The organism is Streptomyces sp. NPDC007164 (genome assembly GCF_040634135.1).
GTDB classification, from domain to species: domain Bacteria; phylum Actinomycetota; class Actinomycetes; order Streptomycetales; family Streptomycetaceae; genus Streptomyces; species Streptomyces sanglieri.
This window is the reverse complement of record NZ_JBEYFB010000004.1, coordinates 90,873-105,799: the sequence shown is the minus strand read 5'-3', so window position 1 is coordinate 105,799 and position 14,927 is coordinate 90,873. Positions and strand designations below refer to the sequence as shown.

Genomic DNA, 14,927 nt, shown 5'->3' with positions numbered 1-14,927 from the left:
CCCCCGCTCCCGCGCCCCCCGCTCCCGCGCCCCCCGCTCCCGCGCCCCCCGCCCCCCTGTCGCACGTCCCGGCCGCCCGTACCCCCGAGCCCGCCGAGGGGCACCGTCTCACCCCCGAGGAAGCCCGCACCCTCGCTTCCTGGGACCGCGACCTCGACGCCCTCGCCGGCGAGCTGCGCCGCGCCCGCGCCACCGTGCGCGACGTCCTCGTACCCGCGTCGCTCTCCGCCACCCAGCTGCTGCGCCTCGCCGACGACCCCGACGGCTTCGCCCAGGAGCTGGCCCGCCCGATGCCGCGGCCGCCGCAGCCCGCGGCCCGCCGGGGCACCCGGTTCCACGCCTGGGTGGAGTCCCGCTTCGAGGAGCTGCCGCTGCCCATGCTCGGGCCCGACGAGCTGCCCGGCGGCGACGAGAGCGACGCCGAGATCGCCGACGAGCGCGACCTCGCCGCACTCAAGGAGGCCTTCGAGCGCACCCCGTACGCCCGCCGCACCCCGTACCGCGTCGAGACACCGTTCCAGATCACCCTGGCCGGCCGGATCATCCGGGGCCGCATCGACGCGGTGTACCGCACCGGGGACACGTACGAGATCGTCGACTGGAAGACCACCCGCGCCAACACCGCCGACCCCCTCCAGCTCGCGGTCTACCGCCTGGCCTGGGCGGAACTGCACGACCTGCCGCTCACCGACGTCACCGCCACGTTCCTGTACGTGCGCAGCGGCGAGACCGTCCACCCCAAGCGCCTGCCGGGCCGGGCGGAGCTGGAACGCATCCTGCTGGACGAACAGCCGGACTAGTCCGTGCCCGCCCCGGGGCGGGGCCCAGGGGCAGGCACGCCCTGTGACGGGTACGGACTAGGACTGCGCGGGCCGGTCGATCAGCAGTTGGGCGCGGGCGGTCGTGAACAGCCGCCGCTGCGCGGCGAGCCCGCCGGGGGTCGCGGCGGTGTCGAGGAGCAGCTGATAGACCTGGCCGGCCTCGCCCGGGACGAAGACCTCGACGCGCTTGCGGGGTTCGCTCTGGCCCGCCCAGTGGTAGTCGATCTCCAGCCAGAGGGCGCTCCGGCCGTTCTGCCGGGTGGTGTGGGTGCCGGCCTTCAGACCGGCCATCGACGACCTGGCGGTGTCGCGGTACCAGGCGAGCTGCCCGGCGGAGGCGTCCTGGGCAGTCGCTCCGTACGACGTGTCCCGCTTGACGCTCATGTCATGGGCACCGTCCGGAGACACCCAGTTGCTCTGGATGGCGTTCCTCTCCTTCCGGGTCCAGCCGTCCGGCACGGCGAAGGCGACCGTGAGACCGGGCTCTTCGACCCGGCGCCACCTCTCGGGCACCGGCGGCGGGGCAGCCCGCGACGGCCCCGAGGTCGTGGCGCCGGGTTCGTCGGTCGCGTCCGGGGAACCGGGCCGGTCCGGTGCGGACGAGGCCGGGGCGGCCGGAGCGCCGGCGTTGTCGGCGATGGTCCGGTTGGCCGAGGAACCACCGACGAGCGGGACCCCCAGCACCGCCAGCAGCAGACCGACGACAGCGGTGACTGCCGAGACCCACGCGGCCGTCTCCCCGGTCCGCCGACCCGGCGGCGTACCCGCACCTGAACCGCTCAACTCCCTCTCCCCCCTCGCCTCCGGGCACGTGCGCCGCCCCGCAAGGCCATTCAGGAGGCCATTCAACTGGAGGAGCGGCGGCACCGACAGGTATCCGGCCACAGCGGTGCGGGCAGGGCCCCGGACCTCGGGCGGGAGGACCCCGCCGGGCGAGGCACTAGGCTCAAGGCCATGAGCGACACCCCGGACAGCGCCGTCCGTACGTACACCGAGCGGCACCGCACAGCCTTCCTGGACGACCTCGCCGACTGGCTGCGCATCCCCTCCGTATCCGCCCAGCCGGAGCACGACGGGGACGTACGGCGCAGCGCCGAGTGGCTGTCCGCCAAGCTCAAGGAGACCGGCTTCCCGGTCACCGAGATCTGGGAGACGCCCGGCGCCCCCGCGGTCTTCGCCCACTGGCCGTCCGACGACCCGGACGCCCCGACCGTCCTGGTCTACGGGCACCACGACGTACAGCCCGCCGCCCGCGAGGACGGCTGGGACACCGACCCGTTCGAGCCGGTGATCCGCGACGGCCGGATGTACGGGCGGGGCGCCGCCGACGACAAGGGGCAGGTGTTCTTCCACACCCTCGGCGTCCGGGCCCACCTCGCCACCACCGGCCGCACCGCCCCCGCCGTCAACCTCAAGCTGCTGATCGAGGGTGAGGAGGAGTCCGGTTCGCCGAACTTCCGCGCCCTGGTCGAGGAGCGGGCCGAGCGGCTCACCGCCGACGCGGTGATCGTCTCCGACACCGGCATGTGGGACGAGTCGACCCCCACGGTCTGCACCGGCATGCGCGGCCTCGCCGAGTGCGAGATCGAGCTGTACGGCCCCGAGCAGGACATCCACTCCGGTTCGTTCGGCGGCGCGGTCCCCAACCCGGCGACCGCCGTCGCCCGGCTCGTCGCCGCACTGCACGACGCGGACGGCCGGGTCGCGATCCCCGGCTTCTACGACGGTGTGGCCGAACTCACCGACACCGAGCGCGCGCTCTTCGCCGAGCTGCCCTTCGACGAGGCGACCTGGCTGCGCACCGCCAAGTCCCGCGCGGCATCGGGCGAGGCCGGCCACTCCACCCTGGAACGCATCTGGGCCCGCCCCACAGCCGAGGTCAACGGCATCGGCGGCGGCTACCAGGGCGCCGGATCCAAGACCATCATCCCGTCCTCCGCCCTGGTGAAGATCAGCTTCCGGCTGGTCGCGGGCCAGGACCCCGACCGCATCCAGGACGTGGTCCGGGCCTGGGCGGAAGCACGGATCCCGGCCGGAGTCGGGCACCGGATCACCTTCGCCCCGGCCACCCGCCCCTGCCTGACCCCGCTGGACCACCCCGCCCTGCAGGCCGTGGCCCGCGCCATGGGCCGGGCCTTCGGCCAGAAGATCCTCTTCACCCGCGAAGGGGGCTCGGGGCCCGCCGCCGACCTTCAGGACGTGCTCGGCGTTCCCGTCCTCTTCCTGGGCATCTCCGTACCGTCCGACGGCTGGCACGCCCCCAACGAGAAGGTCGAGCTGGACCTTCTGTTCAAGGGCGTGGAGACGACCGCCCACCTGTGGGGCGAGCTGGCCGCCGCACTCCGCTGAATCCTCTGAACACCCGATCCATCCCGGGGGAGTAGGAAGCACCTGTGAGCACCTTCGACAACGCCACCGCAGACCGGCCCATCGGTCTCACCGCGCCCAGCGGCATCGACCGCGCCGCGCACCACCGCCTCGACGAGGCATGGCTGTCCGCCGCGTGGAGCCACCCGACCACCCGTGTGTTCGTCGTCTCCGGCGGCCAGGTGCTGATCGACGACACCGCCGACGGCGGTACGGAGATCGTCATGACCCCGGCCTTCGAGGCCCCGGTCACCGAGACCCACCGCTACTTCCTCGGCACCGACGAGGACGGCGTCAGCTACTTCGCGCTCCAGAAGGACTCCCTGCCCGGCCGCATGGACCAGCCGGCCCGCCCGGCCGGGCTGCGCGAGGCCGGTCTGCTGCTCGGCCCGCGCGACGCCGGGCTGATGGTGCACGCGGTGGCCCTGGAGAACTGGCAGCGCCTGCACCGCTTCTGCTCCCGCTGCGGCGAACGCACGGTCATCGCGGCGGCCGGCCACATCCGCCGCTGCCCGGCCTGCGGCGCCGAGCACTACCCGCGCACCGACCCCGCGGTGATCATGCTCGTGACGGACGACCAGGACCGGGCCCTGCTGGGCCGCCAGGTGCACTGGCCCGAGGGCCGCTTCTCGACGCTCGCGGGCTTCGTCGAGCCGGGGGAGTCGATCGAGCAGTCCGTGGCGCGCGAGGTGTTCGAGGAGGCGGGGGTCACGGTCGGCGAGGTCGAGTACATCGCCAGCCAGCCCTGGCCGTTCCCGTCGAGCCTGATGCTCGGCTTCATGGCCCGGGCCACCTCGTCCGAGATCAATGTGGACGGCGAGGAGATCGAGGAGGCCCGCTGGTTCTCCCGCGAGGATCTGAAGGCCGCCTTCGAATCGGGCGAGATCCTGCCTCCGTACGGCATCTCGATCGCGGCGCGTCTGATCGAGCTCTGGTACGGCAAGCCGCTCCCGAAGCCGGGCAGCGTCGGCTGACGCCGGGACCGGTACACGGACGCCCCCTCCGGTGCTCGACCGGAGGGGGCGTCGCCGTACCGCGGGAACGCGCGCCGGGATCAGGCGGCGAGCGCCTGCTTCACCTGAGCCAGGGACGGGTTCGTCATGACGGCCTCGGCACCCGTGTCACCGACCACGAGGACGGTGGGAACGGTCTGGTTGCCCCCGTTGGCCTTCTCGACGAAGGCCGCGGACTGCGGGTCCTGCTCGATGTTGATCTCGGTGTACGTGATGCCCTCGCGGTCCATCTGGCCCTTGAGCCGGCGGCAGTAGCCGCACCACGTGGTGCTGTACATCGTCACAGTGCCCGACATGTCTAGGCGCTCCTCTGTCTCGTCTGTCTCGTTGGTCTTCTAGGACCCGTCGGAACTCGTCCGAACCCGTCCGAACTCGTACGTCTCATCCGGCACGCCGAGACATCCGTCGCGCGGAGAAGCCGGACCGTGCGTCACCGCACGGAAGGGGAACGTACGCGAGGCAACGACCATTCCCGCCACCGCCCCGCACCGGGCCCCGGGGCCCGGCATCGGGGCCCGGCATCCAGGCGGGCGCCGGGGTCGCTCCGGCGGCCCGCGGGCGGACGTCGAGGTCACCCCGGATTAGTACGACAGACGCGGCTCCCCTGTGGACAACCTCCGCGTCCGCCTCTGCCGACCTGGCAGCATGGCGGGGTGACAGCAGCAACGCATTCCTCCCTCTTCCCTCAGGTCCCCGAGTCGGCCGACGCCGTGCTCGACGGCCTGGACCCCGAGCAGCGCGAGGTCGCCACGGCCCTGCACGGCCCGGTGTGTGTGCTGGCCGGAGCCGGTACGGGCAAGACGCGTGCGATCACCCATCGCATCGCCTACGGGGTGCGCGCCGGGATACTCCAGCCCACGAGTGTGCTCGCCGTCACGTTCACCAACCGGGCCGCCGGTGAGATGCGCGGACGGCTGCGCCAGCTCGGCGCGGGAGGGGTCCAGGCCCGGACGTTCCACTCCGCCGCCCTGCGCCAGCTCCAGTACTTCTGGCCGAAAGCGGTCGGCGGCGACCTGCCCCGGCTGCTGGAGCGCAAGGTCCAGCTGGTCGCCGAGGCCGCGGCCCGCTGCCGCATCCGGCTCGACCGCAACGAGCTGCGCGACGTCACCAGCGAGATCGAGTGGTCCAAGGTCACCCAGACCGTGCCCGGCGACTACCCGGCCGTGGTCGCGAAGACCCAGCGCGACGCCCCGCGCGATCCGGCCGAGATCTCCCAGATCTACGCGACGTACGAGGAGCTGAAGCGCGACCGCTCGGTGATCGACTTCGAGGACGTGCTGCTCCTCACCGTCGCGATCCTCCAGGACCGCCACGACATCGCCGACCATGTCCGCCGCCAGTACCAGCACTTCGTCGTCGACGAGTACCAGGACGTCAGCCCGCTCCAGCAGCGGCTGCTGGACCTCTGGCTCGGGGACCGGGACACCCTGTGCGTCGTCGGTGACGCGAGCCAGACGATCTACTCCTTCACCGGAGCCACCCCCGACCATCTGCTGAACTTCCGCACCCGCCACCCCAACGCGACCGTGGTCAAGCTGGTCCGGGACTACCGCTCCACCCCCCAGGTCGTCCACCTGGCCAACGGACTGCTCGGCCAGGCCCGCGGCCGCGCCGCCGAGCACCGGCTCGAACTGGTCTCGCAGCGCGACCCCGGCCCCGAGCCCACCTACACGGAGTACGCGGACGAACCCTCGGAGGCAGAGGGCACCGCCCGCCGGATCCGCGATCTGATCGCCGCGGGAGTCCCGGCCGGCGAGATCGCCGTGCTCTACCGGATCAACTCCCAGTCCGAGGTCTACGAGCAGGCCCTGGCGGACGCGGGCGTGCCGTACCAGCTGCGGGGCGCGGAGCGGTTCTTCGAACGGGCGGAGGTGCGCGAGGCCGGAGTCGCCCTGCGCGGCGCCGCCCGCGCCGGGGGCAACGACTCCCTGCTCGACGACGCGGAGGGGCTGCCCGCGGAAGTACGCGCGGTGCTCTCCACCAAGGGCTGGACCCAGGAACCCCCCGCGGGTTCGGGAGCGGTGCGCGACCGCTGGGAGTCCCTGGCCGCCCTGGTCCGGCTCGCCGAGGACTTCGAACGGGCCAAGCCGGGCGCGACCCTCTCCGACCTGGTGGCGGAGCTCGACGAGCGGGCCGCCGCCCAGCACGCCCCCACGGTCCAGGGCGTCACCCTCGCCTCGCTCCACTCCGCGAAGGGCCTGGAGTGGGACGCCGTGTTCCTGGTCGGCCTGACCGAGGGCATGATGCCGATCACCTACGCCAGGACCGACGAGCAGATCGAGGAGGAGCGCCGGCTGCTGTACGTCGGCGTCACCCGGGCCCGTCTCCACCTCTCGCTGTCGTGGTCGCTCTCCCGCTCGCCCGGCGGCCGCGCCGGACGGCGCCCGAGCCGCTTCCTCAACGGCCTGCGCCCCGGCTCGATGCCGCTCGGCACGCGCGGCACGGCCGGTGGCGGCGGGATCGAGCGGGGCCCGGGTCCGGTGGCCAGGCGCAGCCGTCGTGGCCCCGCCCGGTGCCGGGTCTGCGGCAAGACCCTCACCGACGCCGGCGAGATGAAGCTGATGCGCTGCGAGGACTGCCCCTCCGACATGGACGAGGCGCTGTACGAGCGGCTGCGCGACTGGCGGGAGGTCAGGGCGAAGGAGATCGGCCAGCCCGCCTTCTGCGTGTTCACGGACAAGACGCTGATGGCGATCGCCGAGGCCGTACCGGGCAGCGAGGGCGAACTGGCGGTGATCTCCGGCGTCGGCGCGCGGAAGCTGGGCCGGTTCGGGACCGCCGTCCTGGCCATTTGCGCAGGTGAGACGGTTGAGGAGGTGCTCGGAGAGGCGGCTGACGAGATGTGAGAAGAACTCGTCGAAAAAATAGTTTGCGCCTGCCCCAGTCATCACCATAGGTTCTTAACCACGGGAACAGCGACTTCTCTGAAGCCCTGGTCCTGTGCTGTACTTATCCGAATACGTAGGACCGGCCCGCCGGTCCGCCCGAGACGCCGAGAGGAGGCGATTGAAGTGATCAGCATCATCAAGACCAACGAAATGACCGATCTCTCGGTCGTCTCCGCCTGCTCGCTCGGCCTCACCCGCTCTTCCGAGTCCCCGCTCCGTGGCACCGGTCTGTCCGGCATTTCTGTCGCACGTCCGCTGTCCCTGGCGAGCCTCCCCGTGCGGGAGCGCAATGAGCGACCGGCTCAGGCACCGGCAGCAGCAGTAGCGAAGGGACAGGCCCAGGCCTATGCCTTTGCGGCCGTCGGTGCGGGAGCGGAATCCGGCACCAAGAAGCAGACGAAGCAGCACCACACGATGTGGGCCTTCCGTGGGCCTGAACCCTGGAGTGATCCAGCCTGATTCACCATCAGGCCGGCGCCTTCAGGGCCGCGGAACCCCACTCGGGATCCGCGGCCCTTTTGTTTTGCCCGAACGGACGAGACAGCGCGAAGGAGCCTCGGGACAAGCAACACCCGGTACCAGCCGCCACCCGGCCAACAGGCCGGAACGACCAGACGAGGACACCACCCACCGTGCAACTCGAAGCGCACGCCCCGTCCGTACCGCCTTCCGACACGATCCCGCCGCCCGGCCTCACGGAGGACTCCACCTTGTTCCCCCTCACTGCGCTCACCGCGCTCGACGACGCCATCGAGAACCTCGGCGTGCCCGTCCCGTGCCGCTCCTACGACCCGGAGGTCTTCTTCGCGGAGTCGCCCGCCGACGTCGAGTACGCCAAGTCCCTCTGCCGCACCTGCCCGCTCGTCGAGGCCTGCCTCGCCGGCGCCAAGGAGCGTCGCGAGCCGTGGGGCGTCTGGGGCGGTGAGCTCTTCATCCAGGGAGTCGTCGTCGCTCGTAAGCGGCCGCGTGGTCGTCCGCGCAAGAACCCGGTCGCGGCGTGATCGCCGGACTGGGGGCCGCGGCCCCCAAACCCATGAAGCGCATCGGCACCATCGACCGTCCCCACACCCACGATCCCCGAAATCAGGCAGCAATGTCCGTCCCCACGAATGAGCCCGTCGGCTCCGCAACACCGAACGTCACGATCATCGGCGCGAACGACTCGCGTCAGAACAGGACCCGCGAGATGCAACTCATCCCAGAAGCCTTGGCTCGTGCTCATATGCACGACCGCATGAGGGAGGCCGACACGGAGCGCCAGGCAGTACGCCTGGTCAACGCGCGCCGTATGCAGCGCCGGGCCGAGCGCGCCTCGATGCGCGCCCGCCGGGCGTTGGCCATGGCCGTCATGCACTGAGCAGGGCCGCACACCAGTAGTACCCGCCGCCGGGCAGCCGCTCTGCCCGGCAGCAATCAGTACCCACAGTCAGTACCCCTTCCGCGGGGCCGGTCCGAGACGGACCGGCCCCGCGGTCGTGCTGTGCGGTGGCGCCGCGCGGCGCGGCGGTGACGGAGTTATCGTCACGAGGTGGACGAGGAGACCCAGCACCGGATTCAGCGACCCGCGCAGAGCGACGCCGCCGTCGTCACCTGCGCCTTGTGCGGCAGCTCCGCCGAGAGCGAGACCGCACCGCTGACCTGGCTCTGCTCCGTGGAGAACGGCAGACGCCAGTACTTCTGCGAGGAGTGCGCCCGCACCCACATCAGGTCGATCGAGAGCAGGCTGCACTCCGCCTGGTGGTGACTCCGCTTGGTGGTGCCCCCGACCCTGTGGTGATCCCCGCCCGGCGACGGGACCGCCAGCCGCGCAGCCCCGGACCTAAGCCCCCAGAGGCGCGTCCCCCGCCAACTCCTGCACCTCGGGCCCCTGCTCGTCGGCCTCCCGGACCGCGGATTCCCGCACCGGGGCTTCTGGTGCCGCGGATTCCTGTACCAAAGGTTCCTGCGTCTCAGCTTCCGGTGCCGCAGGCTCCGGTTCGTCCTCCGGCAGAAAGCCCGGCAACCAGGATTCGAGCTCGTCGCGCAGCCGCACCGTCGCACCCAGCTGGCACAGCACGCCGATCGTGCTCAACGTCACCCGGTGTATCAGCAGATAGGCGGGCGGCAGATTCAGCTGCTTGCCGAGCTGATGGGCGGGAGAGCGGGGATCCGCGATCCGCGCCGCCTGATTGCGCATCCAGCTCCGGGTGAACGTGAACTCCTCCACCTGCGCCGGCTCGATGATCGGGAGGAGATAGCCGAGCACCGCGTCCGGGTCGAGGTCGATCGTGTCCTTGACGAACCCCTCCTCGCGCAACCGCTCGTACACCGACTCCGCATCACCCGCCAGCGTCAGCCGCAGTGAGTCCCCGATGGTCCGGGGGAGACCGCCCGGCAGCCGGTCCACCGTCCCGAAGTCCAGCACTCCGAGCCGCCACTGCCCGTCCTCGCGGGTCTCCTCGTCCGGAGGCAGCAGCCGGAAGTTGCCCGGATGCGGGTCCGCGTGCAGCAGGCCGGTGCGCGCGGGCCCCGAGAAGAGGAAGCGCGCCAGCAGCTGCCCCGCCCGGTCCCGCTGCTCCGGTGTGCCCTCCGCGATCACGTCGGACAGCGGGACACCGTCCATCCACTCCGTCACCAGCACCTGGTCGGACTGGTGCACCACGCCGGGGATCACGACATCCGGGTCGTCCTCGAACTCCTCGGCATGATCCCGCTGCGAGCCCGCCTCCTGCTCGTAGTCCAGCTCCTCCGAGACCCGGTCGCGCAGCTCCGTGATGAGCGGTTTGATGTCCATCCCGGGAATCAGCGGGCCGAGCAGGCGGGCGAATCTGCTGAGTTGGGTCAGGTCCGAGAGCAGTGCCTCACCCGCGCCCGGATACTGCACCTTCACCGCGACGTTCCGCCCGTCGTGCCAGACCGCCCGGTGCACCTGGCCGATCGAGGCGGCGGCCGACGGCTTGTCCTCGAATTCGAGGAACAACTCCCGCCAGTCCTCACCGAGCCGCTCCTCCAGCACCGCGTGGACGGTACTGCTGGGCATGGGCGGTGCGGCTTCCTGGAGCTTGGTGAGCGCCGCCCGGTACGGCCCGGCGACCTCCTCGGGCAGTGCCGACTCGAAGACGGACAGAGCCTGCCCGAGCTTCATCGCCCCGCCCTTCAACTCGCCAAGGACCTTGAACAACTGGTCCGCGGTCCGCTGCTGCACCTCCCGGGCGACCAGCTCCGCCGATCTCCCGCCGATCCGCTTGCCCAGCCCCCACGTGGCACGGCCGGCGAAGCCCAGAGGCAGGGCGGCCAACTTGGCGGTGCGAGTGACCGCTTTCCGGGGTAGATCAGACATGAGCCCCTCCAAATCCCAGACTGCCGTACCGCGTGCGGCGGTTACCCGGCCATTGTGTCCTGCATCGCTCCGGTCCCGGAGGAGCCCTCCCGGTCAGTGTGCCCAGCCGCTCCACAGGAGCAGCCGAGGTGAGGCCCCAGCCGCTCGGCCCGCCAGTCCAACAGCGGCAGCGCGGCCTCCCAACGGGTCCCCGTGCTCGCCGGCAGTTCGCCGTCCAGGAAGGACAGCGCATGGGCCGCCGCGAGCCCCGCGACCGCCGTCGCCAGCCCCAGGTCGCAGGCCTGCACAGCAGTTCGCCGCCCGGACTGCCACTGGGACAGCATCCTCGTCCAGTCCTCGTCGCCGGCCGCGCGGTCCAGCGCCAGGCACCCGGCGCAGGCCGTACCCCCGGGCAGGACCAGAGGTCCGACGAACCCCGTCGCCTCCGTCACTCCGGCGTAGAGATGAGGCGTCCCCGACGCGATCCACGGTTCGGCCGCACGGGGATCGGGGACGTACGCCGTGAAGCCGTCGCGGGGGGCCATCACGATCAGTGACAGACCCGGCTCGCCACCGGCCGGGGAACCCGCCGTCTCCGCCGCCCGGGGAGCCGGACCCGCGGCGGATCTGCGCACCAACTGCCGGGCGGCGGTGTCCCTGCGCTCCCCGACGGACGCCGGCGGAAGCCCGCCGGGCGAGATGTCGCACGGCTCGGCGTGCCCGCCGTCCAGAACCTCCACCCGGCCCACCCCGGACCCGGACAGCACCGCCGCGATCGCGGCACCGACCCGTCCCGCACCCCGCACCTGCACCCGCATCGCCCGACGGGCCGCCAGCCGCCGCATCCCGCCGCCCGGTTCGGGATGAACGACGGAGAGCGACGCCAGATCGGGGCGGTGCCGGTCCAGGGCGCCCGGCCTGTTCCGCAAGGCGTCGGCCTCCGGGCCGGCGGCCCGTACGTCGTCGATCAGTCCCGCGTTCATCAAGCGGCGCACCAAGACCTCCACTTGATGGGGCGACAGGTCAAGGGCGCGGGCCTCCTCGCGCAGCAGCGGCAGGCCGCGTGTTCCGTCGAGCAGTTCCAGAAAACTGCCCGTGGCGATATCCAGCGGGCCGAACTTCACGGCATGGGCGTGAGTCACACCGAATTGCACGGTGCCCCGGCCGCGCCAAGCGCGGCGCAGTGCGGGCTTCAACATCGGATGCACGGCTACCCCCGGTCTGAGTTGCTTGATCCCTGCGGTTCCCTGATCCCCGCTCGCGGGCCGCTGCCCGTGATCTTCGCGAGATCCGTTGTCAGAATGCAGGCAGGCGTCGAAGCGTGCAGAAAGTTATCCACAGGCATGGGGTATTAGTCGTTCAAATGGTGCATGCCATGGAGTGGATCAAGCGTGAACCGTCCGGAGACGGGACTTCCCCCGCCGCCACCGGGTAACGTCGTGGCGTGCCCGCCGACCCGTCACCCGGAATCGCCGGGGAGACCCCCGCGCGCAGTGCAGGAACCCAGCAGCGCAGCGCGACGGACCGTCCGCCCCGCGCCTCGGCAACGAGTGCGGTCGAGGTCCGAAGGAGCAACCGCCGCAGCAGAACGGTCTCCGCGTACCGGGAGGGCGACCGCACCATCGTGCTCATCCCGGCCCGGATGTCGGAGGCCGAGGAGCAGCGCTGGGTGAACGTGATGCTCGACAAGCTCGCGGCACAGGAGAGCAGACGCGTCTTCGGCGACAGCGAACTCGCCGAGCGCGCCGAGCGGTTGTCCGCCCAGTACTTCGAGGGCCGGGCCAGGCCCGCTTCGGTGCGGTGGGTGACCAACCAGAACACCCGCTGGGGGTCCTGCACCCCGGCGGAGGGCAGCATCCGCCTGTCGCACCGCTTGCAGGGCATGCCCGAGTACGTCGTCGACTACGTGCTGGTCCACGAGCTGGCCCACCTGCTCGTTCCCGGTCACGGTCCACGCTTCTGGCGGCTGCTGGAGGCGTACCCGCGTACCGAGCGGGCGCGCGGATACCTGGAGGGCGTGGTGGCGGCCGACCGGCTGCCCCAGCTGCCCGCCGCGCGCGGTGAGTGACGTCCACCGATTCTGTACCGGGTGTGTACCGACTTAGCTCGATGTCGGACTTTGCGGTTAGCCTGGCGCGACGCATTCACATTCGGGATGGGGGACGGTCGTTACGCATGGCCAGGGAATTCCAACGCGGCCACAAGGCCAAGATCAGCGATCTCACGCCGGGGACGGATCTGTACGTAGGTGTGCAGATCGCCGGTCAGGGACTGACCTTTGACATCAGCTGCTTCGGCCTCGACGCCAATGAGCAGCTCTCCGACGACCGGTATTTCATCTTCTTCAATCAGCCTAAATCACCCGAGGAGTCCATTCAGCTCCTCGGTGCCCAGGCCGGCGACACCGAGTCGTTCCGCGTCACCCTGGACCGCATTCCGGCGAACATCCACAAGCTGTCGTTCACCGCGACGGTCGACGGGGCCGGACAGATGTCCCAGGTCGGCCCCGGATACATCCGGATCGTCGCGGGTGGCGAGGAAGTCGTCAGGTACGCCTTCAACGGTTCGGAGTTCACCACCGAGCGTGCGGTGATGCTGGGCGACTTCTATATGAAGGACGTCTGGCGGTTCGCCGCGGTCGGCCAGGGCTTCGACGGCGGCCTCGACGCGCTGCTGAAGAACTTCGGCGGCGAGGTCGCCGAGGAGGAGCCCGCCGCACCTCAGCCGCAGGCCGCGGCGCCGTCGTTCGCCCCGCCGGCCCAGGCTGCCGCACCGGCCCCCGCCCCGTCCTTCGGGGCCCCGCCCGCGCCGCAGGCACCCCAGCCCCCGCAGCCGGCGCCGTCCTTCGGCGCTCCGCCCGCCCCGGCCCCGCCGCCCACGCCGCAGCAGCAGATGCACGCCGCGCCGACGATGGCGGCGCCGCTGGCACCGCAGGGCGGCACCGTGCCGCCGCCCGCCCCCGCCCCCGCTCCGTACGGGCAGCCGCCCCAGCAGCCGCAGTTCGGGCAGATCCCCGGCCAGGTGCCCCCCGCCGCCCCGTACGGCCAGCAGCCTCCCGGCCAGTACGGTCAGCAGGCCCCGGCTCCGTACGGTCAGCAGCCTCCCGGCATGCAACCGCCGGGAATGCAGCCGCCCGGCATGCCCCAGGGCGTGCCGCAAGGCGTTCCGCAGGCCGGTGCCGGTCTCCAGGCGGCGCTCCAGCCGTACAAGGAGACGGCCACCGGTCAGCGCTGGACCCCGCAGAATCAGCAGCTCATGCGGGTCGACCTCACCATGGGCGGTACGCCCGTGCTCGCCCGCCAGGGCAGCATGGTGATGTACCAGGGCAAGGTCGACTTCGGCTACAAGGGCGCCGGTTTCTCCGGCCGTATCGTCGGCAACGCCACCGGTCAGGAAATGCAGCTGATGCGCTGCAGCGGCCGCGGACAGGTCTTCCTCGCCGAGGACGGCTCCCATCTGCACGCCATCGAGCTCCAGGGCGACGGCATCTGCGTCTCGGCGGAGAACGTCCTCGCCTTCGACGAGTCGCTGCAGCACGAGGTCCGCCGGATCGAGGGCCACGGCATCCCCGGCGGCGCCCTGTTCACCATGCAGTTCCAGGGCGCCGGCACGGTCATCGTCAAGACCCACGGCGTCCCCGTCGTCCTGCCGGTCACGCCGACCACCTTCGCCGACTGCAACGCCGTCGTGGCCTGGTCGTCCGCGTCCCAGGTGATCATCTCCAGCCAGGTCCGGCTGCGCCGCAACGCGTACCCGGGACACAGCGGGGAGACCGTGAACCTCCAGTTCCGGGGCGCTCCCGGCAACTTCATCGTCGTCCAGCCCTACGAGGTCTGAGGGAGTCCGTCATGAACCAGCAGCTCGCGGGCTACGCCCCGACCCCCGTCACGGCCCGTATGGAGAACCACGGCCGCACGATGCTCAAGGTCGCCATGGCCACCGGCCAGGACCTCTACGCACGTACCGGCTCGATGGTCGCGTACGAGGGCTTCATCCAGTACGAACCCAACCCGCCCGCCGTCCGGCAGATCGCCTCCCAGTGGATCACCGGTGAGGGCGCGCCGATCATGAAGTGCTCCGGCGACGGACTGCTCTACCTCGCCGACTACGGCGCCGATGTGGTCGTCATCAACCTCAACAACGACTCCCTCTCGGTCAACGGCACCAACGTCCTCGCCTTCGACGGCCATCTCACCTGGGGCGTGGAGCGCGTCAAGGGCCTCGCCAAGTTCGCCGGCCAGGGCCTGTGGAACGTCTGCATCTCGGGCACCGGCTGGGTCGCGATCACCTCGCGCGGCACACCGATCGTCGTCGACTGCGGACGCGGCGAGGACGAGACCTACGTCGACCCGGACGCCCTCGTGGCGTGGTCCCCGAACCTCAAGGTGAAGGGCAAGCGCAGCTTCAAGGCCTCCTCGCTCATAGGGCGGGGCAGCGGCGAGGCGTACCAGATGGCGTTCTCCGGCCAGGGCATTGTCGTCGTACAGCCGAGCGAGGACAGTACCGACCGCCTGCGGGTCCGGAACTGACGGGGGAGGAG

15 protein-coding genes are annotated in these 14,927 nt (G+C 71.3%); 11 read left to right on the top strand and 4 right to left on the bottom strand.

Annotated features, from left to right (window positions below; all coding sequences use genetic code 11):
- Nucleotides 1-800: PD-(D/E)XK nuclease family protein (locus tag ABZ622_RS09185; protein WP_360541733.1), on the top strand; the 800-nt coding region annotated here is incomplete at its 5' end.
- Between the two features lie 57 nt (nt 801-857).
- Here ABZ622_RS09185 and ABZ622_RS09180 read toward each other — a convergent pair.
- Nucleotides 858-1,604, bottom strand: coding sequence for a hypothetical protein (locus ABZ622_RS09180; protein WP_360541732.1), 747 nt, complete (start codon nt 1,602-1,604; stop codon nt 858-860).
- Between the two features lie 171 nt (nt 1,605-1,775).
- Here ABZ622_RS09180 and ABZ622_RS09175 point away from each other — a divergent pair, with 171 nt between their 5' ends.
- Nucleotides 1,776-3,170 carry a dipeptidase gene (locus ABZ622_RS09175; RefSeq protein WP_360541731.1) on the top strand — a complete coding sequence of 465 codons (1,395 nt, stop codon included), beginning with the start codon at nt 1,776-1,778 and terminating at the stop codon, nt 3,168-3,170.
- Nucleotides 3,171-3,214: 44 nt separating this feature from the next.
- Nucleotides 3,215-4,162, top strand: a complete 948-nt coding sequence (gene nudC / locus ABZ622_RS09170; RefSeq protein WP_259928770.1) for an NAD(+) diphosphatase — start codon at nt 3,215-3,217, stop codon at nt 4,160-4,162.
- 80 nt (nt 4,163-4,242) lie between these two features.
- Here nudC and ABZ622_RS09165 read toward each other — a convergent pair whose 3' ends face one another.
- Nucleotides 4,243-4,497, bottom strand: coding sequence for a mycoredoxin (locus ABZ622_RS09165; RefSeq protein ID WP_360541730.1), 255 nt, complete (start codon nt 4,495-4,497; stop codon nt 4,243-4,245).
- Between the two features lie 357 nt (nt 4,498-4,854).
- On the opposite strand from ABZ622_RS09165, the gene ABZ622_RS09160 reads away from it, so the two are divergent.
- From ABZ622_RS09160 to ABZ622_RS09140, 5 genes are all read left to right on the top strand, one after another.
- Nucleotides 4,855-7,047: an ATP-dependent DNA helicase UvrD2 gene (locus ABZ622_RS09160; protein WP_360541729.1), complete on the top strand. Its 2,193-nt coding sequence runs from the start codon at nt 4,855-4,857 to the stop codon at nt 7,045-7,047.
- A 165-nt stretch (nt 7,048-7,212) separates the two neighbouring features.
- Complete coding sequence (locus tag ABZ622_RS09155; protein ID WP_360541728.1) at nt 7,213-7,548, top strand: hypothetical protein; 336 nt, start codon at nt 7,213-7,215, stop codon at nt 7,546-7,548.
- A 173-nt stretch (nt 7,549-7,721) separates the two neighbouring features.
- Nucleotides 7,722-8,090 (top strand): WhiB family transcriptional regulator, encoded by a 369-nt coding sequence (locus tag ABZ622_RS09150; RefSeq protein WP_124716511.1) that lies wholly within the window; start codon nt 7,722-7,724, stop codon nt 8,088-8,090.
- A gap of 32 nt (nt 8,091-8,122) precedes the next feature.
- On the top strand, nt 8,123-8,446 hold the full coding sequence (locus ABZ622_RS09145) for a hypothetical protein (RefSeq protein WP_124717384.1): 324 nt from the start codon (nt 8,123-8,125) through the stop codon (nt 8,444-8,446).
- Nucleotides 8,447-8,617: 171 nt separating this feature from the next.
- Nucleotides 8,618-8,833 carry a hypothetical protein gene (locus ABZ622_RS09140; protein WP_360541727.1) on the top strand — a complete coding sequence of 72 codons (216 nt, stop codon included), beginning with the start codon at nt 8,618-8,620 and terminating at the stop codon, nt 8,831-8,833.
- A gap of 75 nt (nt 8,834-8,908) precedes the next feature.
- On the opposite strand, the gene ABZ622_RS09135 is transcribed toward ABZ622_RS09140, so the two are convergent.
- Complete coding sequence (locus tag ABZ622_RS09135; protein WP_360541726.1) at nt 8,909-10,408, bottom strand: AarF/ABC1/UbiB kinase family protein; 1,500 nt, start codon at nt 10,406-10,408, stop codon at nt 8,909-8,911.
- Between the two features lie 41 nt (nt 10,409-10,449).
- A complete protein-coding gene (locus tag ABZ622_RS09130; RefSeq protein WP_360541725.1) occupies nt 10,450-11,595 on the bottom strand; it encodes a ThiF family adenylyltransferase in 1,146 nt (381 codons plus the stop codon).
- Between the two features lie 236 nt (nt 11,596-11,831).
- Between ABZ622_RS09130 and ABZ622_RS09125 the strand changes: the two genes are divergently transcribed.
- The 3 genes from ABZ622_RS09125 to ABZ622_RS09115 all read left to right on the top strand — a co-directional run bounded on the left by ABZ622_RS09125 (nt 11,832) and on the right by ABZ622_RS09115 (nt 14,916).
- Nucleotides 11,832-12,455: a M48 family metallopeptidase gene (locus tag ABZ622_RS09125; RefSeq protein ID WP_259928766.1), complete on the top strand. Its 624-nt coding sequence runs from the start codon at nt 11,832-11,834 to the stop codon at nt 12,453-12,455.
- A gap of 107 nt (nt 12,456-12,562) precedes the next feature.
- Nucleotides 12,563-14,224 carry a TerD family protein gene (locus ABZ622_RS09120; RefSeq protein WP_360541724.1) on the top strand — a complete coding sequence of 554 codons (1,662 nt, stop codon included), beginning with the start codon at nt 12,563-12,565 and terminating at the stop codon, nt 14,222-14,224.
- A gap of 11 nt (nt 14,225-14,235) precedes the next feature.
- Nucleotides 14,236-14,916, top strand: a complete 681-nt coding sequence (locus ABZ622_RS09115; protein WP_189273532.1) for an AIM24 family protein — start codon at nt 14,236-14,238, stop codon at nt 14,914-14,916.
- The last annotated feature ends 11 nt before the right edge of the window (nt 14,917-14,927 follow it).